Consider the following 20,324-nt stretch of genomic DNA (forward strand, 5'->3'; position numbering starts at 1 on the left):
GATTGTTATGGCTAAAGGATCCAATGAAGTAGAAAGTAAGCATTTGCAGCGCTTTCATTATACGTTAGATCAAGCGATTGAGAAGCCATTTAATTGGAAACAGATGTGGCGATTATTAGTTTATTTAAAGCCTTATTCCAAAAATTATTTACCTGCTGCAGTAATAGCTATGCTTATATCGACTGCGGTGAGACTAATTGTTCCAATCTTAATTGGTAAGGTAGCAATTGATGTGGCAATTGCTGATAAGGATATAACCATGTTAACCTACCTAGTTATTGGTATCGGGGTATTGTATTTATTAAGTTATGTAGGAAATGTATATCGAATCAAGTGGGTAAATATTTTAGGACAAAACGTGATTTATGATATAAGGCAGCATCTATTTTCTCATATTCAACGATTGTCTCATCGCTTTTTTGATTCAAGATCAGCTGGATCGATCTTGGTCAGGATTATGAATGATATTAATTCTCTTCAAGAGTTATTTACAAACGGTATTATAAACTTACTTATGGATGTGGTCACACTTGTTGGGATTATTGTAATTCTATTTGTATTGAGCCCTAAACTAGCATTAGCCATTATGGTAATCTTACCGTTGATGTTTTATCTAACTACAAAATTGAGACGAATGATTCGACGGTCATGGCAATCGGTGCGCATCCAACAATCTCGTATGAACTCTCATTTAAATGAAGGATTACAGGGGATGCGTATCACGCAATCATTTTCTCAGGAAGCAGAGAATGGTGAATATTTTCATGGGGTAAATACCGATAATTTCAATAGTTGGAAAGATGCTACTAAAAAAAGCGCTATGTTTCGCCCTTTTGTAGAAATGAGTAATGCGATTGGCACAATTATTTTAATAGCTTATGGATCTTATTTAATTTTAGTAGGAGTTGAAAACGGAGGAATTGAAATCGGTGATTTTGTCACTTTCGCCTTTTTTATTGGAATGTTTTGGGACCCTATTTCTAGATTAGGCCAGATGTATAATCAAATGTTAATGGCAATGGCAGCATCTGAACGGATTTTTGAATTTCTCGATGAACGTCCGAATGTGAAAGAGCAAGAGGGGGCTCATGAGTTTATAGATATGATTGGGGATATCGAATTCGATAAAGTCGAATTCTCTTATGACCAAGAACGCATCGCATTACATGAAATTTCGATTCATATTCAAGCTGGTCAAACTATTGCATTAGTTGGACATACGGGAAGTGGGAAGTCTACCATTGCTAACTTAATAAGCCGGTTTTATGATCCTACAAAAGGAACGGTAAAAATAGATGGCTATGATTTAAAACAAGTAACGCTAGCGAGTTTACGTAGCAAAATAAGTGTTGTACTGCAAGACACATTTATATTTTCAGGTACGATTATGGAAAATATTCGTTTTGGAAACCCCAATGCTACGAATGAAGAAGTCATTCAGGCAGCAAAGGTAGTAGGAGCAGATGAGTTTATACAGCGATTGGCAAACGGGTATGAAACAGAAGTAGAAGAAAGAGGGAATATATTATCGGCAGGAGAGAGGCAACTCTTATCATTTGCTAGAGCATTGTTAGCAAATCCGAGCATTCTAATATTAGATGAAGCAACGGCAAGTATTGATACAGAAACAGAAGTGAAAATTCAGGAAGCATTGGGACGGTTACTGAAGGGGAGGACTGCAATTATCATTGCACATCGTCTATCTACTATACGTGAAGCAGACACAATATTTGTTTTAGAGCAGGGGCGTGTTTTAGAAAGTGGAAGTCATGAAGAATTAATGGATAAACGTGAAGAGTATTTCAGTCTTGTGAAGTCACAATTTCAAATGTTGGATGCGATGTAGTAAATAGAAAGGGAGCTTGTAAAGTAAAGCTCCCTTTCTTGCTTTTAACTTTCGTTAAAACTATGGTAAGCTATGGATATAGCTAAGTGATGGAGGAACTAGAATGAAACGAGAATTTGCAGTTATTGGACTAGGGAGATTTGGTGGAAGTATTTGTCGGGAGTTAAGTATGGAGGGAATGGAAGTTCTCGCTATTGATAATAATGAAGATCGAATAAATGAATTTAAGAACATTGCTTCACACGCCGTTATTGCTGATTCGACCGATGAAGCATCTCTTAAAGAATTAGGCATTAAGAATATTGATCATGTGATTGTTGCCATTGGTGATGATATTCAAGCAAGTATTCTTACCACGGTTATATTAACAGATCTTGGCATTAAAAAGATTACGGTAAAGGCACAAAATGATTATCATGAAAAGATACTTAATAAAATTGGGGCGAATCAAGTAGTTCATCCTGAACGAGATATGGGGAAACGCATTGCGCATAATATCATTTCCAATAATATTTTAGATTACTTAGAATTATCAGATGATCATAGTATCGTTGAAGTTAAAGTCGGAAATAAAATGCTTGGGAGAACGCTTGCAGATTTAGATATTCGTGCTAATTATGGTTGTAACGTTGTCGCTGTAAAACAAGGGAAGGATATTAACGTTTCTCCAAGTGCTGACCACAGTTTTTCAGAAGGGGATGTTTTGATTGTAATAGGCGCTGATAAGGACATTTCCAGATTTGAAAAACATTTAGTTATCGAGGATTAAAAAAACAGCCAGATGTAAGCCATCTGGCTGTTTTTTTTAAACTTCCATAATGATAGGTAGTACCATCGGTCTCCGTTTTGTTTTTTCATAAAGAAATGGTGCAATTGTGTCTGTAATTTCATTTTTAATTTCTGACCACTGGGACGTTTTGCGTTCCATTACTTTATCTAAATGATTGGAGACAAGTTTTTGTGCTTCGTTAATTAGATCTTCAGATTCTCTCATATAAACAAATCCACGAGAGATAATATCTGGACCTGCAGATATTTTAAATTCTTTCATGTTGATGCTAACAACAACGATTACCAATCCTTCTTCAGATAGAATTCGGCGATCGCGAAGCACAATATTTCCAATATCGCCAATTCCGCTTCCATCTACATAAATAGATCCAGAAGGTATTTTGCCTGCGATAATAGCGGTATCTTTTCCAAGTGCCAGCACATCACCGTTATCCATTATAAATGAATTTGCTGGTTCAACATCACAGGATTCTGCTAATTTCATATGCTCTTTCAGCATACGATATTCACCATGAATCGGCATGAAATGTTTAGGCTTAATTAGTCTTAACATTAATTTTTGTTCTTCTTGGCTACCATGGCCAGAAGTATGAATATTGCTTAATTTTCCATGAATGACATCTGCACCTGCACGATACAATTTATTGATTGTACGACCGACGCTAATTGTATTTCCAGGGATTGGAGAAGAAGAAAATACAACTGTATCACCAGGGATAATTTGGATTTGCCGATGTGTCCCATTTGCAATTCGAGAAAGAGCTGCCATTGGCTCACCTTGTGAACCCGTACAAAGTATGGTTACCTCTTGTGCAGGCAATCGATTGATTTGATTCGCATCGATAAATGTGTTTTTAGGAGCCTGAATATAACCTAACTCTTGTCCAAGGTTGATAGCTGATTCCATACTCCTGCCAAAAACAGCAATCTTTCTATTGTTTTTAACAGCTGCTTCTACAACTTGTTGAAGTCGGTAGATATTCGATGCAAATGTAGCAAAAATTACTCTACCATCTACTCTGCTGAAAATATCCTTTATGTTGCTTCCAACTACTTTCTCAGACATAGTAAAACCTGGAACTTCACTATTGGTACTGTCTGATAATAAACAGAGGACACCTTCATTGCCGATTTCTGCCATTTTAGATAAATTAGCAGGTTCACCAACAGGAGTAAAATCAAACTTGAAATCACCTGTATGCACTATATTTCCAGGGGGTGTTTTTACAACAATACCATAAGCATCGGGAATACTGTGTGTCGTTAAGAAAAAGCTTACGGAAGTTTTACGGAATTTAATAATATCGTCTTCTTGAATGGTATTTAATTTAGCATTTCTTAATAGACCGTGTTCGTCTAATTTGTTTCGAATTAATCCGATCGCAAGTTTACCAGCATAAATTGGCACATTAATTTCACGCAGAAGATATGGGATTCCCCCAATATGGTCTTCGTGTCCATGAGTGATAAATAATCCTTTGATTTTATCTTGGTTCTGCACGAGATACGTATAATCAGGAATGACATAGTCAATTCCGAGTAATTCATCTTCAGGGAATTTAATTCCTGCATCAATTAAGATGATTTCATCCTGAAATTGCACCCCGTACGTGTTTTTACCGATTTCACCAAGGCCGCCTAACGCAAATACAGCAGCCTGGTCATTCTTTACAAATTTCATTGGTTAGATATTCTCCACAGTAAAATCGTCGGATAGCTTTTCATAGTCTAAATGTGCGTCATTCACTTCTTGGATAAATTCGATATTATACTTGCGTTCGTTTAATTTTGTTCTTACTTGTCTTACGGATTCGCCTTCTACATAAACACTTTTTGTACGTTCACGAACTGGAATTTCATCAGGCAGTTCTTGATATAATACTTTATAAATCATCTCATCTCTCCTTGAATATTCACTCTTATTTTTCTTTCTTAATAACACGATTTTGATTTGCTAAATTATTGATATACCTTCAAACAAGAAATCACGAGTGAAAAGGTATTCCGTCAGTTTCCGATATTCCGCTTTATTCGATTTCCGATATTATGATACCTTTATTGTTGTGATTGGTAATATCAATGGTAGTCTTTCTTACAAGTTGTAGGTACACGTCCTTGGCCTAAAAAGTCTTTCCAGCGTTTCTTGAGCTTTTCTTTTAGGCGTTTCAACATGACGTTACAGCTCCTTTCACATAGTTAAGAAAAGCAAGAAAAACGTTCTACCGATCCAATCCCTCTTATCTATAGTATAGTATGAGTAGAGGAATATTGAAATAAAAATACTTTATTTCTTTAAAAAAATATTTATTATTGCTTCACAGACTTCTTTCTGATACACTGCTATACTTAGTTTTAACAGAGAATGAATTCTTATACATCAAGATATAAAGGAGAGTATATTATGCATAACAAAATCGTATTTTTTGATATTGACGGCACTATTTTAGATCACGATAAGCAAATCCCGCTGTCTACAAAAAAATCAATCCAAAAATTGAAGGAGAATGGTGTTTATGTTGCTATAGCTACTGGCAGAGCGCCATTTATGTTTGAAGATATTCGAAAAGAACTTCAAATCGAATCCTATGTTAGTTTTAATGGTCAATATGTTGTGTTTGAAGGAGAAACAGTTTACGAAAATCCAATTGCTAAAGAGGAGTTAACAAATTTATACCGAAAAACGGCACAGATGGAATATCCGATCGTCTTCATGAATAACCAGGAAATGCGTGCTTCTGTCGGAAATCATCCATTTATCACGGAGAGTATGGGTAGTTTGAAATTTGATTACCCAAAAGTTGACCCTGAATTTTATCAATCAAATAAAATACACCAAGCATTGTTGTTCTGTGAAAAAGAGGAAGAAGCACCGTTTGTTCAAAGCCATGATCAACTTCACTTTTTACGCTGGCATGATTATTCATGTGATATTCTACCTAGCGGTGGTTCAAAAGCAGTCGGGGTAGAGAAGTTAATTCAGGCCAGTGGATTAGATATAAAAGATACGTTTGCATTTGGTGATGGACTAAATGATATTGAAATGATAAAAGAAACTGGAACAGGTATTGCAATGGGGAATGCTGTACCGGAATTGAAAAAGGTTGCTGATTTCACAACAGATTCAGTTGATCTTGACGGTATTCAAAAAGGATTAGCGTATTTCCAGTTAGTCTAAAATGGCGCTGAAATATTATGAAACCGAATATTCTAATAGAGGAGGTTTTCTCCAGCAGGGTCTTGGCAAATGGGCAAGGGGCTAATTTGTTAAACAACAAATTTATAAATCCGAACTATTCGTACGAGGTATTTGGTATCCTCAGATGATAGTTCGGATCCTTTTCTAAACTATTTTGCGTTAACAGAGTACAAGAGGTTATTCAACTGGTGTTGCATTTTCAGGAACTGCGAACGGCTGCTCTTGATTAATATGATCATAAAACATAATTCCATTTAGGTGATCAATCTCATGTTGAAATACAACAGCCGCATACCCTTTTAATCGCAGTTTCAACGGATTGCCTTCTTTATCAAAAGCTTTAACTGTAACTCTGGCATGTCTAGGAACATAGCCTTCAACTGGACGGTCAACAGATAAGCATCCCTCACCAGTTGATAAATATGACTTTTCAACCGAATGGCTAATGATTTTAGGGTTGACTAGTCCGTAACTATAATGTTTCCCATTCGGGTCTTCAAAATGTACTGCAACGAGCCGTTTGTTTAATCCAAGTTGCGGTGCAGCAAGGCCTACCCCAGCGCGTAGCTGATACTTTTCTGCAATCTCTTCATCTTGACTATTTTTTAAAAACATCAACATATCTTCAATTAACTGTTTATCCGACTCATTTAATGGAATATCTACTTCGTCAGCTACTTCTGTCAAGGAAGGATGTCCTTCTCTGACAATATCTTTCATGGTTATCATGAGTACCACTCCTAATCATTATTACTCTATTTCTATGTTACAATTTCATATTTTATCATATTTACGTTATATTAATCATAGCTTGACTATATAAACTAGTATAGTTTTTTATAATCCAATAGAGTTCGCTTTGTGTTATACTAAAACTCGTACGTATGATGCAATGATGTAGGAGGTAGAAAATCATGCCGATGAAAAAGTCTGTCCTTATTGTAATCAGCTTTTTGCTTTTTATGATGGCAGCATGCAGTAGCGAAACGACGGAAGAACAGATACAAGGGCATTTAGAAGAAGCTGTTTCATTAGAAAAGGATTTTGAAGAGCAACAAAGTAAGATTACTGAATTAGAAAAACAAGAACAGGAATTATACAGTAAAATTATAAATCTTGGAATGGATGAAATGGATAAGATTAAAGAACTTTCCGGACAAGCAATTGATTCAATTGAAAAACGTTCAGAAGCAATAAAAACGGAGAAAGCAAGTATTGAAAAAGCAGAAGAAGAGTTCGCTGAAACAGAAGATTTAATAGCCGAAATAGAAGATGAGAAATTAAAAGAAACAGCAACATCAATGACTGAAGTGATGCAACAGCGATATGAAACATATCATCAATTAAATGATGCGTACAAAAACGCACTAGCCTTAGAAAAGGAAATGTACAACATGTTGCAAAAAGAAGATTTAGAACAAGAAACCTTGACTCAGCAAATAAACGAAATTAATGAAAGTTACCAAAAGGTAATTGATTTAAATAATTCGTTTAATGAGCATACCGTTGATTACAATGAACAGAAAAAAGCTTTCTATGAACAAGCAGGTATGGAAGTGAATTACGAGAAAAATCCTACCGGAAATAAATCAAAAGAAGAATAATTAGGTTGAGTAAAATACAGCGCCTTGGAGCAACCCTAACTACAGGGGGAGGATCCATAGGCGTTTTTTTGTTTGAAGATAGGTAACTGAAAGATTGATTACGGAATGATGTTAATAATACAGTTTGCAAAAACGATTATAACAGAATAATAAGAAGCAACATATTTTGTTAGCCAAGCCTCGTTCAAATTAAAATAATTAAATGAGAACAAAGTGTTTGACCAATAGAAATAATTAAGCTAGAATTTACATGAAAAGAAATTGTACTAGTGATTTTTGCTTTATTTATGTAACAGTTTATATACATCATTTTTTGATTAATAGCAAATAAAAAAGGGAACATAGGGTAAGAGCAAAAAGTACAGATTTTTTTCTTATTTTGGGTAGGCTAGAAATGACAATACTATTAAGGATATAAAGAAAGGAAGAGGTGAACTATTTTGAAACACGTACTAGAAAGTGTTGAAAGTCAGTTCGAAATGTTCCAAATTCTTAACGAAGATGGAAAGATTGTCAATAAAGATGATATGCCCGATCTTTCAGATGACGAATTAAAAGAGCTTATGCGCCGAATGGTTTACACACGCGTATTGGACCAGCGCTCTATTGCTCTAAATAGACAAGGACGTCTAGGGTTTTATGCACCTACAGCAGGTCAAGAAGCTTCTCAATTAGGAAGTCAGTTCGCACTTGAAGAAGAGGACTTCTTATTACCTGGATATCGTGATGTTCCACAGCTAATTTGGCAGGGACTTCCATTATACCAAGCATTCCTATTCTCAAGAGGTCATTTCCATGGGAACCAAATGCCTGAGGGTGTTCATGCAGTAAGTCCACAGATTATTATTGGAGCACAGTACGTACAAACCGCCGGTGTAGCATTAGGAATTAAAAAACGCGGCAAAAAGGCTGTAGCTGTAACTTATACTGGTGACGGTGGTACTTCGCAAGGAGATTTTTATGAAGGAATCAACTTTGCAGGTGCATATAAAGCACCAGCACTTTTCTTTGTTCAAAATAACTACTTTGCGATTTCTGTACCAGTTGAAAAACAAACAAATGCTAAGACTTTGGCTCAAAAAGCTGTAGCGGCTGGTATTGAAGGAGTACAAGTTGACGGAATGGATGTACTTGCTGTTTATGCTGTTACAAAAGCTGCCCGTGAACGCGCAATTAACGGGGAAGGCCCAATGCTAATTGAAACGTTAACGTATCGTTATGGACCTCATACAATGGCTGGTGATGATCCTACTCGTTACCGTACGGATGACCTTGACAATGAATGGGAGAAAAAAGACCCACTTGTTCGTTTCCGTAAATTCTTAGAAGAGAAAGATCTATGGTCTGAAGAAGACGAAAACAAAGTTATTGAAGAAGCAAAAGATGAAATCAAAAAAGCAATAAAACAAGCGGATGAATATCCAAAACAAAAAGTAACGGATTTCATTGGCAACATGTTTGAAGAACTTCCATCTCACTTGCAAGAACAAATGGAAGAATATAAAGAAAAGGAGTCGAAGTAAATCATGGCACAAATGACAATGATTCAAGCCATCACAGACGCATTGCGCACGGAATTAAAAAATGATGAAAATGTGCTTGTATTTGGGGAAGACGTTGGTCAAAATGGTGGCGTATTCCGTGCTACTGAAGGACTGCAAGATGAATTCGGTGAAGAGCGTGTATTTGATACGCCCTTAGCTGAATCTGGCATCGGTGGTCTTTCTATCGGTCTTGGATTACAAGGCTATCGACCAGTACCGGAAATTCAATTCTTCGGCTTCGTTTATGAAGTAATGGATTCCATTAGTGGACAAATGGCTCGTATGCGTTACCGTTCTGGAGGTTCACACCATTCTCCAATCACGATTCGTTCACCTTTTGGTGGTGGTGTTCATACACCAGAACTTCATGCTGATTCATTAGAAGGATTAATTGCTCAGCAACCAGGAATAAAAGTAGTTATTCCTTCATCACCATATGATGCAAAAGGATTGCTTATCTCTGCTATTCGTGATAACGATCCAGTATTATTCCTAGAACATATGAAACTTTATCGTTCTTTCCGTGGGGAAGTGCCAGAAGAAGATTATACCATTGAGCTAGGAAAAGCAGAGGTTAAACGTGAGGGTACGGATGTAACGCTTATCTCTTATGGTGCAATGGTTCATGCTTCACTAAAAGCAGCAGAAGAACTGGAAGAAAAAGGAGTAAGTGCAGAAGTTGTTGACTTACGTACAGTATCTCCATTAGATGTGGACACAATTATCGAATCGGTTAAGAAAACAAATCGTGTTGTTGTAGTTCAAGAAGCTCAACGCCAAGCTGGGATAGCTGCTAATGTGATTTCTGAAATACAAGAGCGTGCCATCTTACACTTGGAAGCTCCTGTATTACGTGTTACAGCGCCAGATACGGTTTATTCATTCTCAGCAGCAGAAGAAGTATGGTTACCAAACCATCAAGACATCATTGAGAAAGTGGATCAAGTAATAAACTTTTAATTAAGAAGATAGGAGGTCATTCGTATGGCATTTAATTTTAAGTTGCCAGACATCGGTGAAGGAATTCACGAAGGCGAAATTGTTAAATGGTTTGTTAAAGAAGGCGACGAAATCAAAGAAGATGATGTATTGTGTGAAGTCCAAAACGATAAAGCAGTCGTGGAAATCCCATCTCCAGTTGATGGCACCGTAGAAAAAGTACATGTGGAAGAAGGCACTGTTGCAGTCGTAGGAGACACTATTATTACATTCGATGCAGAAGGTTATGAATCGAATGATGATGAAGAAGAGGCTCAAGACGATAAGGAAGCTGAAAAAGAAGAAGCTTCTAAATCTGAAGACAAGCAAGTAGAGGAAAAATCACAACCAGCAAGTGATTCTGGTGATAATAAACGCGTTATTGCTATGCCATCTGTAAGAAAATATGCACGAGACAATGATGTGAATATTTCAGAAGTTACTGGTTCGGGTAAAAATGGTCGTATTCTAAAAGAGGATATCGATAGCTTTAAAAATGGTGGCCAAGCAACTACGGAAACATCTGAAGCGACTGAGGAAAAAGCAGAACCTAAGAAAGGGACGACTGCGCCTGTATCAGAAGGTGATTTCCCTGAATCTCGTGAAGCAATGAGTGGCATTCGTAAATCAATTGCAAAAGCAATGGTTAATTCGAAAACAAAAGCACCTCATGTTACACTCTTAGATGAAGTTGATGTAACGGATCTTGTTGCACATCGTAAGAAATTTAAAGCAGTAGCTGCAGAACAAGAAATTAAATTAACCTATTTGCCATATGTAGCTAAAGCGCTAGTATCAGCTTCTAAGAAATTCCCGATTTTAAATGCTGCAGTGGATGATGAAACAAACGAAATTATTCACAAGCATTATTATAACATTGGAATTGCTGCTGACACAGACAAAGGACTACTTGTCCCAGTAGTTAAAAATGCTGATCGTAAATCGATTTTTGCAATTTCTCAAGAAATTAATGAATTGGCAGATAAAGCTAGAAGTGGTAAACTATCACCTGAAGAGATGAAGGGTGCTTCCAATACAATTACAAATATTGGATCTGCAGGTGGCCAATGGTTTACACCAGTATTAAATTATCCTGAAGCTGTTATTTTAGGAATTGGCCGTATCGCAGAGAAGCCAATTGTTCGCGATGGAGAGATTGTAATTGCACCGGTACTCGCATTATCATTAAGCTTTGATCATCGTATTGTTGATGGTGCTACTGCACAGTTAGCTCTAAATCAAATCAAGCGATTATTAAGCGATCCACAATTAATTATGATGGAGGCGTAGGTTTATGGTAGTAGGAGATTTCCCAATTGAAGTAGATACACTTGTTGTTGGAGCTGGACCTGGTGGTTATGTAGCCGCTATTCGTGCTGCACAACTAGGACAAAAAGTAACAATTGTAGATAAAGGAGCACTTGGGGGAGTTTGTTTAAATGTTGGATGTATTCCATCCAAAGCGTTAATTCAAGCTGGACATTTAACAGAACATGCTCACGGTAATGAAGAACTTGGAATAAAAACCGAAAATGTTACTGTAGATTTCACTAAGGTTCAAGAATGGAAAGGAAGCGTAGTTAAAAAGCTAACTTCCGGCGTAGAAGGTTTATTAAAAGGAAACAAAGTCGATATTGTAAAAGGTGAAGTTTATTTCGTTGATAATAAAACGGTTAAAATTATGGATGATAAAAACTCTCAAACCTATACTTTTAACAACTGTATTATTGCAACGGGTTCTACACCAATTGAAATCCCTAGCTTTAAGTTCTCTGACCGTGTACTTGATTCTACAGGAGCATTAAATCTAAAAGAGATTCCTGGAAAAATGGTTGTTATCGGTGGAGGATATATTGGTACTGAATTAGGAACTGCATACGCTAATTTCGGTACGGAGGTAACAGTTCTTGAAGGAACAAAAGATATTCTTGGCGGATTCGAAAAGCAAATGAAACAAGTTGTTAAGAAGCGTCTGAAAAACAAAGGTGTTAACATCATCACGGAAGCAATGGCAAAAGGTGTAGAAGAATCAAAAGACGGCGTAAAAGTTTCTTATGAAGTAAACGGTAAAGAAGAAACAATTGAAGCTGATTATGTATTAGTAACAGTCGGTCGTCGTCCTAATACGGAAGAACTTGGTCTAGAACAAGTTGGTATTGAAAAAGATGACCGTGGATTAATTAAAATCAATAAACAATGCCGTACAAACGTAGAAAATATCTATGCAATTGGCGATATCGTAGAAGGTATGCCACTAGCTCATAAAGCTTCTTATGAAGGAAAGGTTGCTGCTGAAGCAATTAGTGGAGAGAAAGCAGAAATCGACTACGTAGGTATGCCAGCAGTAGTATTCTCTGATCCTGAATTAGCGACAGTTGGATATACAGAACAAGAAGCTAAGGATGCTGGATATGACGTAAAAGCAGCTAAATTCCCATTTGCTGCAAATGGTCGTGCACTTTCATTAAATGATAGTGATGGTTTCATGAAGCTGATCACACGCAAAGACGATGGACTCGTTATTGGTGCCCAAATTGCAGGTCCAAATGCGAGCGATATGATTGCTGAAATCGGCTTAGCAATTGAAGCAGGGATGACTGCTGAGGACATCGCGCTTACCATTCATGCACATCCTAGCTTAGGAGAAATTACAATGGAAGCTGCGGAAGTTGCGTTAGGTACTCCTATTCACATGATGTAAGCTAGTAATCGTCTAGTGTAGCATAATGAAAATTAGTCCGGATATTGATGTTTAAGTCAATATTCGGGCTTTAATTTGTAAAAGGACTTATTTTACACAAAAAAACAATGGCTTATAATGGCCATTGTTTTTTTATATAAAAATACGTGCGTAGACTTATTATCCCTAGTTAGCCGGATAGTAATCCTTTATGAGAAGACGTTTGCGGTACAAAGAAGAAGACTGCCTAGCGGTTAAAAAATTACTTTATAATCCCTTCAAGCTTTTCCTTGATTTCATCTTTCTCCATCTCACCAGATAGGCTTTCAATTGTTCTACCATCTTTGGTAATTAATAATGCAGGTGTTTCTTGCTCCGTTACATTTTCTATATCTTCTATCGTTGTTTCGTTTGTTTGTACTTCACTAAAAGCATGCGGATATTCTGCCTTCACTTCGATAATTGCATCATAATAGATATTTTCTAACGCACTATTTGTTTTATCAGTAAGAAACATAACATCATATTCTTTTGGCTGAAAAGTAATAACGTCAATCAATGGTGACGATTGACAGGCACTTAGTAGCAAAATCATTATGCTAATTAGAGGGATGATTGCGCGTTTAATTTTACTCACCTTCCTGCTAATTATCAGTGTATACTCATAGTTTAACAAAAAGATGCGTGCAAAGTCGGGATGTTATAGAACTGTTAATGGTTTGAAATAGTTATGTTGGATTAGTAATATAGTTACAAATGAAAAGTTATGAACTGTAAAAAAGGTTAGAGCAAATGAGCTCTAACCTTTTCTTCTACTACTTAAGTCCACCTCTTTGGCCTCTTGTTTAAATGATTTAATTAAGGAGAATACGACAAGTATCATGATAATCGCAAATGGAAATGCTGCAATAATAGATGCCGTCTGCAATGCATTTAATCCTCCTTGCCAAAGTAACACTGCTGCTGCACCTGATTGAATAACTCCCCATACAAACTTAACCGAATTCGGTGGATACAAGCTACCGCCAGTCGTTTGCATTCCTAATACGAAAGTCGCTGAGTCAGCCGATGTGATAAAGAAAGTGCAAATAAGCAAGATCGCTATAATAGAAATAAATCCGCCAATTGGGAAATTCTCTAATAAGGCAAACAATGCTACTTCCTCACCAGTATTATTAATATGTTGCATAATATTGACGCCTTCAAAGCTTTCCAGGTGAATAGCTGAACCTCCAAAGACTGCGAACCAAAGCGCACCAAAGATTGTTGGTACAAGTAGTACACCTAAAACAAATTCACGAATTGTTCTACCTCTAGAGACCCGGGCAATAAACGTACCAACAAATGGTGCCCATGCAATCCACCATGCCCAATAGAATATAGTCCAACCATTAATCCATCCAGCATTATCTTCGCTAAACGGAGTCATACGTAAACTCATACTAGGCAAGTTTTGTAGGTAGCTTCCGAAAGACGTTGTAAAAAAGTTCATAATAAAGTTCGTCGGTCCAAGAATAAGAACAAATACTAGAAGTAAGAAAGCTAATATAAGATTGGTATTACTTAAATACTTTATTCCTCTATTAAGACCGGTCATTGCCGATGTCATATATAGAACGGTAACAATAGCAATAATAATTAGTTGTAAAGTGATCGTTGATTCCATTCCTGTTACAAAGGATAAACCACCACTTATTTGAATGGCACCTAAACCAAGTGAGGTTGAGACGCCGAAAATAGTAGCAAATACAACGATGAAATCAACAACCGTTCCCCATGTACCCTTGATTCGATCACCAAACAATGGCTCAAGGATTGCACTTACAACACCAGGTGCCTGTTTACGGAATTTGAAGTAAGCTAGTGCTAAAGCGATCGTTGCGTAGATAGCCCATGGATGGAGACCCCAATGAAAGAAGCTATATTGCATTGCTGTTTTAGCTGCCTCATTCGTTTCAGCATCTCCATACGGAGGAGTATGGAAGTGAGATAATGGTTCTGCGGCCCCCCAGAACACAAGTCCAATTCCCATACCAGCACTGAATAACATAGCAAACCAAGTTAAATAACTATATTCTGGCTTATCACCAGGCTTACCTAATTTAATATTTCCATATTTGGAAAAAATAAGATAGATTGCAAAAATGACAAATGCAGTTGCACTAATTAAATAAAACCAGCCAAATTTATCTACCAAAAAACCTTGAACAATCGTGGTTACATTATCTAAATTTGCATTTGGCCATACATCTTTAGGGATGATCCCCCAAATAATAAATAGTACTGCTATAAATGCAGAAATATAAAAGACTCGTGTTACTTTTTTCACATAAATTATCCTTTCTTTAATTATTTTCAGGCATTATATATGTAGGCACACTTATTGTATTAAAACATAATGAAATAATTTGTTCAAATCTCAACGCTTGATTTTACTATTCCCGAGGCATAGAAATATCATACTATTTATTTTACTACCCATTCTAGAGCGAGTTTAAACAATTGTCTTTTTTTGTTTAAATTTGTATTGCCAGTTAATTTCCAGGAACTTATAATAGACTTGATAGAATGAATGGTAACTGGGGAGGGGTAGCTTGAAAAAAGTAATTACTATTCTAATGTTGATCTTAGTGCTAGCTGCTTGTGGGGAAAGTGCTCAACCTGTCAGCGAAAAGCAATCTGAAAATGAAAATCAAACACCGGAACAAACATCTGGAGAAGAGAGAGAACAACAACCGAATCAACAGGATACTGAATCAAAGCCAACTGAAAAAATGGAAGAACCGAAATATAAAGTTTCAGATGATGCAACCATTGTACCTTTGAAGGAAGGGATAAATGAAAAAGTCGTACTTTTAACGATTGATGACGTGCCAGATAAATATGCTGTTGAAATGGCTAAAACATTAAAAAAGTTAAATGTACAGGCGATTTTCTTTGCCAATGGGCATTTTTTAGAAACGCCTGAGCAAAAAAAACAATTAAAAGAAATACATGAGATGGGCTTTATAATCGGAAACCATACATATAGCCATGCGAATCTAACAACATTGTCTGAAAAAGAGCAAACAGAAGAGATTGTAAAAGTTAGTGATCAAATAGAAGAAATCATCGGAGAACGGCCAAAATTTTTTCGAGCACCACATGGTATGAATACCGATCATTCAAAACAAGTGGCGAAAGAAGAGAATATGGTGCTAATGAATTGGACGTATGGCTATGATTACTTTGAGCCATATATGAATGTAGAAAAATTAACCAATGCTATGATAACAGGAGAAGGACCAGAGGTAGATATAGACTATTCTCTATTAAAGCCTGGTGCAAATCTGTTAATGCATGATAGAGAATGGACAAATAAAGCATTGGCAGATATCGTAAACGGGTTAAGAGATAAAGGTTATGAAATGGTAGACCCACATCAAATTAAGACAATTGATTAGCGCTACAAACTAAGGCATGTCTTTACAACAAGCACATGCCTTAGTTTTTTATTTTTGATCATTTCAAGTGAGACAGGTCCATGCAAATAACAAATAAAATAAATATGACATACTAAATAGGGTTGATTTTTCCAATGTGTTATATTATAATGTGAATACGCTATCATAAAATATCATCACAAAGGAGTTGGGCCAGATGGGCACCATTGTTTGTCAGGATTGTCAAAAAGTTATTGAACAGTTTGATGATGAAAAAGTCACTACCCTATACGGTACTTGTCCGACTTGTCGTGAAATAATAAATAAATAACTATAAGGTAATCATAAAGCTGCCGTCCAACTTGAAACGGCAGCTTTATTTGCATATGATACGTTTATTACTTGTAACGATTCTGAAGATTCATCTATCAATCCTATACAAGTACCCCCCCAATTTTTTGTGAATGTATTGCTAACCTCCTCCGTCATACAATAGGATGAATCCTCATTGATTCAGTTTACCGATGCATCCTTATAAGCATCTTACTTGAAGTCGATCTTACGTACGATCAAAAAGAGTCAACAAATACGAGATAACATGATATCATTAAAATGCTGTTTGTGGATCGTTAAACGTAGGGAAAAATGATCTTGAAGGGAGGAGTTATAAGTGAATTATCATTATCCTATTGATGAAACATGGTCGAAAGAAGAAGTTATTCAGGTTGTGCAATTTTTTTCCTTGGTTGAACAGGCGTATGAAAAAAAGATAGATCGTGATGTCTTTCTAGCTGCATATCGTGAATTTAAAAGAATTGTACCGTCTAAAAGTGAAGAAAAGAAATTATTTAGTTCGTTTGAACAGGGTTCTGGTTATTCTAGTTTTCAAGTTGTTAAACAGGCTAGAAATTCCAACGATACGAGCATTTCTATTGGATAAAAAAAGCAGCACACTTCGATCTCTGTGCTGCTTTTATCTATATTATTTACTATTCAACGCTTTATTATAAAACGGTAGTAATTGATTCATTGTCTCCTTTGCAGTATGAAGGAATGCTTCTCCATCAAAAACTCGCGCATCATTCTTTGGTAAATGTTGACCGATCAGAAATTCGGCCTTTTTAACATCACGGAATCGTTCTAAATCTTTTAATTCAAGTTCGTTTAATTGTTTCGCTTCCTTTTTCATATGATCAAGGGAAACAACAAAATTCGACGGCAATTGCTTGATTTCGTCATAGCTATCGATAAAGGTATTGGCAATTTCCGTTTTGTGATCCAATTCATAAATTAATGCTAACCAAATAAAAACATGGTCATCGAATAAGCCTACTTGAAAGTGAGGGTGCTTTTTATATCCACGTTTATTATCAGCTATTGCTAACCAAGTATCTTTAGGAGGATTAACCGTTCTCCTAGCATGTTTAGCAATATGTACAAAAACTTCATTACCTAATTCCATGGATAAATAATCTGCTAAGTAATTACCAATTTCCTGAAATTTAGGTTGAATTCTTGTTTGGATTGCTTCCATCCGAGCATCTAACCCGTTAATTAAGAATGTATCAAAATCACTTTTCTTAAAGCCATTAAACGTCATTATATCAACCTTTCTCTTGATGATAATTAATTATTATTTATAATAATTATTAATTATGGTTATACGGAAGTCAAGTTAAAAACATAATGCATAAAAATAATGTTTAAACAAGCAATTTTTTGGGGAATGTAATACAATAATTCGCGGATTTTTAAGAATTATTGAACCAAATTGTAAGAGAGCTCATAAATATATTAAAAGCGATCGAAAGGTTGTGTACAATTTGAAATACGTGATGGAGGCATTACGTCGTAAAGAAGCACTGGAAAAGCTGCCTGTTATTCGTATGGAAATTGATTATGAACTTGTAACGCTTTATGATGCTATGAAAAACGAGGATACTGTTGGAATAATAAAAAGCAAGGAACGACTTAAACAATTAAGAAGACAATGGTTAGAGATTGATCATGCATAAAATAAAACCTTCATTAAAGCGTTGCTTTAATGAAGGTTCTTTTTTAGTAAGTAACTTACATTTAAAGAATGATGCATATAGGGTATCTAAAAGATATTCGCCCAACCCACTTTAGAACAATGTGACACTTTCTATGAACAATGTATAAAGTACTGTCAAAGAAGTACGAATCCAATGACTTGCTATTATTAATTTGGTAGTATAGGTGATATACAGAACATATTGGAGGGTATACAAATGAATACAGAGGTGCGTGAAACGATTTTTCAGCATGCTTTGGAATGGGTATTGGAAGCTGGTAAAATGATTAGAGCTCATATGAATGACCCTTTAACCATTAATACGAAATCAAATGCAAATGATCTAGTAACCACAATGGATAGAGATATAGAAGCCTTTTTTACTAGTAATATCAAGCAAATATTTCCCGACCATTTTATTTTAAGTGAAGAAGGATTTGGAGATCAGCTTGATACAATGGATGGAACGGTTTGGATTATTGATCCAATTGATGGGACGATGAATTTCGTACATCAAAAACGTAATTTTGCAATATCTGTGGGAATATATCAGGATGGTATCGGTGAAATTGGGTTCATTTATAACGTGATGGAAGATGTTTTATATAGTGCGAAACGTGGAGAAGGAGCATATAAAGGAAATAAGAAACTCCCTGCATTAAATGACAATCTTAACTTTCATGAGTCGATTATAGGGTTAAACCACTTTTGGTTATGCGAGAATCGTTTAGTTGATGAAAGGGTCATGCAACAATTAGTGAAAGATGTAAGAGGTACGAGAACGTATGGTTCTGCAGCGTTAGAATTTGCTTCTGTGGCTGAAGGGATTTTAGATGGATATTTGACACTTAGTCTCTCTCCCTGGGACTTAGCTGCAGGGATGGTAATCGTTAATGAAGTAGGAGGAATGACGACCACCATAGATGGAGAGAAGATTAATATGTTGGGTAATAACTCTGTTTTTACATGTAATTCCAAGATTCATCAAAGAATACTAGAAAGCTATTTACAAGAAGCGAGAAAATGACGGTGCAGATGAAATGAAAAAACATTTCTTCTATGAAGCGCCTACATAGAAATAGCCAGCTACAAGAACGCGCTTAATGAAGAGGCATAAAAAAAGCGAAACGAAGCTACCGTTAATCTAAGTTGACTTCTACAGACATAGCAAGTGACAAGGTTGTCACTTGCTTTTTTTCTTTAATCCAATGCCGTAACCCATAAAACCGAAACCTAATATTAAAAATAATAGGACAAGCCAGATATTTCGGTATGCAATAGAAATACCGATACCAGCAAACATTAGTATAACTAAAGTAGCTAATAAAAGCATTGGGAAGTTTATATTTTTCATGATCTCCACCTCTTTTGCCTTAATTCTAGTATATAAGAAAGCGCTAAATTGATCAAAGAATTGTTTCTAGTTATCCCTGTAATTTAGCTGGCGATATGGGAAAATATTTAGTATGATAAGACAAGAGTTTATGAAAAGGATTTATTATAGAAGGTAGTGGGGGATATACATGGAGAACACTAATTTCACGTTGATTTTTGACTTTGTACTCGATCAATTTGGAACAGATGTAAATATTTTTTGGGTTTTTTATATCTTAAATTTAATTTTTAGTATCATTGCTTATAAACTTGGGTTTGCTCGTAAACTTCCAATGTTAAAGTCAATTGTCGTTTATATTTTATTAGCCATTGGTGTCTATATATTAACGATTTTTAGCATTTTCCAAATGCCGATAACGGAAAGTTTGGTTGTTATTTCTATTGTTCTTGGCATTTATCGGTTTCGATTACATAGAGAAAGAAGCTCACAAGAATAAAGCAAAGCGCCTAGAGGTAAATACTTTGGGCGCTTTTTTATGTGCAGATTAAATATAATCATCTGTAGGTTTTTTTTCTTCATATAGTTGAAACTTCCCTGTTGCATGTCGTTGCTTTGTTTTATATTCGATACGATCATAACAGGATTTACATAAATACATATGAATTCTTCGGTTTCGTAATCGTTTTGCTTCAAAGGAGTCGTCCTCTATGCTTTCTATATTGTCACAAATCGTGCACTTGACCTGCATAATTTCACCTCAATATCAAAAAATAAATATATCTAAAAAACAATATATGCTATCTTTGGCTTTCATGAATCTGTCTCTAGTGTATCATAAGATAGTTCCATTCAAGAAATATCTGCCATGTTTATTTTAAATTATATAGGGGA

At 35.8% G+C, this 20,324-nt stretch carries 22 protein-coding genes; 14 read left to right on the forward strand and 8 right to left on the reverse strand.

Features of this window, described 5'->3' with window-relative positions; translation table 11 throughout:
• Positions 1 to 7 precede the first annotated feature (7 nt).
• Positions 8 to 1,846 carry an ABC transporter ATP-binding protein gene (locus tag JKP73_RS08700; protein WP_021291733.1) on the forward strand — a complete coding sequence of 613 codons (1,839 nt, stop codon included), beginning with the start codon at positions 8 to 10 and terminating at the stop codon, positions 1,844 to 1,846.
• A gap of 103 nt (positions 1,847 to 1,949) precedes the next feature.
• Positions 1,950 to 2,615, forward strand: coding sequence for a potassium channel family protein (locus JKP73_RS08705; RefSeq protein ID WP_021291732.1), 666 nt, complete (start codon positions 1,950 to 1,952; stop codon positions 2,613 to 2,615).
• A gap of 36 nt (positions 2,616 to 2,651) precedes the next feature.
• On the opposite strand, the gene rnjA is transcribed toward JKP73_RS08705, so the two are convergent.
• Positions 2,652 to 4,319, reverse strand: coding sequence for a ribonuclease J1 (gene rnjA / locus JKP73_RS08710; protein ID WP_021291731.1), 1,668 nt, complete (start codon positions 4,317 to 4,319; stop codon positions 2,652 to 2,654).
• Positions 4,320 to 4,322: 3 nt separating this feature from the next.
• Positions 4,323 to 4,532, reverse strand: a complete 210-nt coding sequence (locus JKP73_RS08715) for a DNA-dependent RNA polymerase subunit epsilon (RefSeq protein ID WP_021291730.1) — start codon at positions 4,530 to 4,532, stop codon at positions 4,323 to 4,325.
• Between the two features lie 507 nt (positions 4,533 to 5,039).
• Here JKP73_RS08715 and JKP73_RS08720 point away from each other — a divergent pair.
• Entirely contained in the window at positions 5,040 to 5,813 is a 774-nt protein-coding gene (locus JKP73_RS08720) for a Cof-type HAD-IIB family hydrolase (protein ID WP_160807237.1), read from the forward strand.
• A 198-nt stretch (positions 5,814 to 6,011) separates the two neighbouring features.
• On the opposite strand, the gene def is transcribed toward JKP73_RS08720, so the two are convergent.
• Positions 6,012 to 6,563, reverse strand: a complete 552-nt coding sequence (gene def, locus JKP73_RS08725; RefSeq protein ID WP_021291728.1) for a peptide deformylase — start codon at positions 6,561 to 6,563, stop codon at positions 6,012 to 6,014.
• A 185-nt stretch (positions 6,564 to 6,748) separates the two neighbouring features.
• Here def and JKP73_RS08730 point away from each other — a divergent pair, with 185 nt between their 5' ends.
• The 5 genes from JKP73_RS08730 to lpdA all read left to right on the forward strand — a co-directional run bounded on the left by JKP73_RS08730 (position 6,749) and on the right by lpdA (position 12,661).
• Complete coding sequence (locus JKP73_RS08730; RefSeq protein WP_021291727.1) at positions 6,749 to 7,438, forward strand: YkyA family protein; 690 nt, start codon at positions 6,749 to 6,751, stop codon at positions 7,436 to 7,438.
• A 479-nt stretch (positions 7,439 to 7,917) separates the two neighbouring features.
• Complete coding sequence (gene pdhA / locus JKP73_RS08735) at positions 7,918 to 8,961, forward strand: pyruvate dehydrogenase (acetyl-transferring) E1 component subunit alpha (protein WP_231378701.1); 1,044 nt, start codon at positions 7,918 to 7,920, stop codon at positions 8,959 to 8,961.
• Positions 8,962 to 8,964: 3 nt separating this feature from the next.
• On the forward strand, positions 8,965 to 9,942 hold the full coding sequence (locus JKP73_RS08740; protein WP_021291725.1) for an alpha-ketoacid dehydrogenase subunit beta: 978 nt from the start codon (positions 8,965 to 8,967) through the stop codon (positions 9,940 to 9,942).
• A 24-nt stretch (positions 9,943 to 9,966) separates the two neighbouring features.
• Positions 9,967 to 11,250, forward strand: coding sequence for a dihydrolipoamide acetyltransferase family protein (locus tag JKP73_RS08745; protein ID WP_038244524.1), 1,284 nt, complete (start codon positions 9,967 to 9,969; stop codon positions 11,248 to 11,250).
• A 4-nt stretch (positions 11,251 to 11,254) separates the two neighbouring features.
• Entirely contained in the window at positions 11,255 to 12,661 is a 1,407-nt protein-coding gene (gene lpdA, locus JKP73_RS08750; protein ID WP_160807236.1) for a dihydrolipoyl dehydrogenase, read from the forward strand.
• 241 nt (positions 12,662 to 12,902) lie between these two features.
• On the opposite strand, the gene JKP73_RS08755 is transcribed toward lpdA, so the two are convergent.
• Together JKP73_RS08755 and JKP73_RS08760 are read right to left on the reverse strand one after the other, a co-directional pair.
• A complete protein-coding gene (locus tag JKP73_RS08755) occupies positions 12,903 to 13,277 on the reverse strand; it encodes a hypothetical protein (RefSeq protein ID WP_160807235.1) in 375 nt (124 codons plus the stop codon).
• Positions 13,278 to 13,439: 162 nt separating this feature from the next.
• Entirely contained in the window at positions 13,440 to 14,969 is a 1,530-nt protein-coding gene (locus JKP73_RS08760; protein WP_021291721.1) for a glycine betaine uptake BCCT transporter, read from the reverse strand.
• A gap of 265 nt (positions 14,970 to 15,234) precedes the next feature.
• Here JKP73_RS08760 and JKP73_RS08765 point away from each other — a divergent pair, with 265 nt between their 5' ends.
• The 3 genes from JKP73_RS08765 (at position 15,235) to JKP73_RS08775 (ending at position 17,002) form a co-directional block, all read left to right on the forward strand.
• Entirely contained in the window at positions 15,235 to 16,083 is an 849-nt protein-coding gene (locus tag JKP73_RS08765; RefSeq protein WP_234447089.1) for a polysaccharide deacetylase family protein, read from the forward strand.
• 196 nt (positions 16,084 to 16,279) lie between these two features.
• Positions 16,280 to 16,393 (forward strand): GapA-binding peptide SR1P, encoded by a 114-nt coding sequence (locus JKP73_RS08770; protein WP_021291719.1) that lies wholly within the window; start codon positions 16,280 to 16,282, stop codon positions 16,391 to 16,393.
• Positions 16,394 to 16,732: 339 nt separating this feature from the next.
• The gene (locus JKP73_RS08775; protein ID WP_021291717.1) at positions 16,733 to 17,002 is read left to right on the forward strand and encodes a UPF0223 family protein; all 270 of its coding nucleotides are present in this window, start codon (positions 16,733 to 16,735) and stop codon (positions 17,000 to 17,002) included.
• A gap of 42 nt (positions 17,003 to 17,044) precedes the next feature.
• On the opposite strand, the gene JKP73_RS08780 is transcribed toward JKP73_RS08775, so the two are convergent.
• Positions 17,045 to 17,662, reverse strand: coding sequence for a YktB family protein (locus JKP73_RS08780; RefSeq protein WP_038244516.1), 618 nt, complete (start codon positions 17,660 to 17,662; stop codon positions 17,045 to 17,047).
• Between the two features lie 235 nt (positions 17,663 to 17,897).
• Here JKP73_RS08780 and JKP73_RS08785 point away from each other — a divergent pair, with 235 nt between their 5' ends.
• A complete protein-coding gene (locus JKP73_RS08785; RefSeq protein WP_498370533.1) occupies positions 17,898 to 18,077 on the forward strand; it encodes a YkzI domain-containing protein in 180 nt (59 codons plus the stop codon).
• Between the two features lie 237 nt (positions 18,078 to 18,314).
• On the forward strand, positions 18,315 to 19,124 hold the full coding sequence (locus tag JKP73_RS08790) for an inositol monophosphatase family protein (protein WP_200411128.1): 810 nt from the start codon (positions 18,315 to 18,317) through the stop codon (positions 19,122 to 19,124).
• A 156-nt stretch (positions 19,125 to 19,280) separates the two neighbouring features.
• On the opposite strand, the gene JKP73_RS08795 is transcribed toward JKP73_RS08790, so the two are convergent.
• On the reverse strand, positions 19,281 to 19,451 hold the full coding sequence (locus tag JKP73_RS08795) for a DUF5325 family protein (RefSeq protein ID WP_021291713.1): 171 nt from the start codon (positions 19,449 to 19,451) through the stop codon (positions 19,281 to 19,283).
• Between the two features lie 169 nt (positions 19,452 to 19,620).
• Between JKP73_RS08795 and JKP73_RS08800 the strand changes: the two genes are divergently transcribed.
• A complete protein-coding gene (locus tag JKP73_RS08800; protein ID WP_021291712.1) occupies positions 19,621 to 19,929 on the forward strand; it encodes a YlaH-like family protein in 309 nt (102 codons plus the stop codon).
• A gap of 48 nt (positions 19,930 to 19,977) precedes the next feature.
• Here the strand turns inward: JKP73_RS08800 and JKP73_RS08805 are convergent, their stop codons facing one another.
• On the reverse strand, positions 19,978 to 20,181 hold the full coding sequence (locus tag JKP73_RS08805; protein ID WP_021291711.1) for a YlaI family protein: 204 nt from the start codon (positions 20,179 to 20,181) through the stop codon (positions 19,978 to 19,980).
• Positions 20,182 to 20,324: the final 143 nt, after the last annotated feature.

Origin of the sequence: Virgibacillus salexigens, from assembly GCF_014905415.1 — a bacterium.
GTDB classification, from domain to species: Bacteria; Bacillota; Bacilli; order Bacillales; family Amphibacillaceae; genus Virgibacillus; species Virgibacillus salexigens.

Coding starts and splice junctions, on each gene's coding strand:
- JKP73_RS08700 (WP_021291733.1), top strand. CDS start 8: ATGGCTAAAGGATCCAATGAAGTAGAAAGTAAGCATTTGCAGCGCTTT.
- JKP73_RS08705 (WP_021291732.1), top strand. CDS start 1,950: ATGAAACGAGAATTTGCAGTTATTGGACTAGGGAGATTTGGTGGAAGT.
- rnjA (WP_021291731.1), bottom strand. CDS start 4,319: ATGAAATTTGTAAAGAATGACCAGGCTGCTGTATTTGCGTTAGGCGGC.
- JKP73_RS08715 (WP_021291730.1), bottom strand. CDS start 4,532: ATGATTTATAAAGTATTATATCAAGAACTGCCTGATGAAATTCCAGTT.
- JKP73_RS08720 (WP_160807237.1), top strand. CDS start 5,040: ATGCATAACAAAATCGTATTTTTTGATATTGACGGCACTATTTTAGAT.
- def (WP_021291728.1), bottom strand. CDS start 6,563: ATGATAACCATGAAAGATATTGTCAGAGAAGGACATCCTTCCTTGACA.
- JKP73_RS08730 (WP_021291727.1), top strand. CDS start 6,749: ATGCCGATGAAAAAGTCTGTCCTTATTGTAATCAGCTTTTTGCTTTTT.
- pdhA (WP_231378701.1), top strand. CDS start 7,918: ATGTTCCAAATTCTTAACGAAGATGGAAAGATTGTCAATAAAGATGAT.
- JKP73_RS08740 (WP_021291725.1), top strand. CDS start 8,965: ATGGCACAAATGACAATGATTCAAGCCATCACAGACGCATTGCGCACG.
- JKP73_RS08745 (WP_038244524.1), top strand. CDS start 9,967: ATGGCATTTAATTTTAAGTTGCCAGACATCGGTGAAGGAATTCACGAA.
- lpdA (WP_160807236.1), top strand. CDS start 11,255: ATGGTAGTAGGAGATTTCCCAATTGAAGTAGATACACTTGTTGTTGGA.
- JKP73_RS08770 (WP_021291719.1), top strand. CDS start 16,280: ATGGGCACCATTGTTTGTCAGGATTGTCAAAAAGTTATTGAACAGTTT.
- JKP73_RS08780 (WP_038244516.1), bottom strand. CDS start 17,662: ATGACGTTTAATGGCTTTAAGAAAAGTGATTTTGATACATTCTTAATT.
- JKP73_RS08785 (WP_498370533.1), top strand. CDS start 17,898: ATGGAGGCATTACGTCGTAAAGAAGCACTGGAAAAGCTGCCTGTTATT.
- JKP73_RS08790 (WP_200411128.1), top strand. CDS start 18,315: ATGAATACAGAGGTGCGTGAAACGATTTTTCAGCATGCTTTGGAATGG.
- JKP73_RS08795 (WP_021291713.1), bottom strand. CDS start 19,451: ATGAAAAATATAAACTTCCCAATGCTTTTATTAGCTACTTTAGTTATA.
- JKP73_RS08800 (WP_021291712.1), top strand. CDS start 19,621: ATGGAGAACACTAATTTCACGTTGATTTTTGACTTTGTACTCGATCAA.
- JKP73_RS08805 (WP_021291711.1), bottom strand. CDS start 20,181: ATGCAGGTCAAGTGCACGATTTGTGACAATATAGAAAGCATAGAGGAC.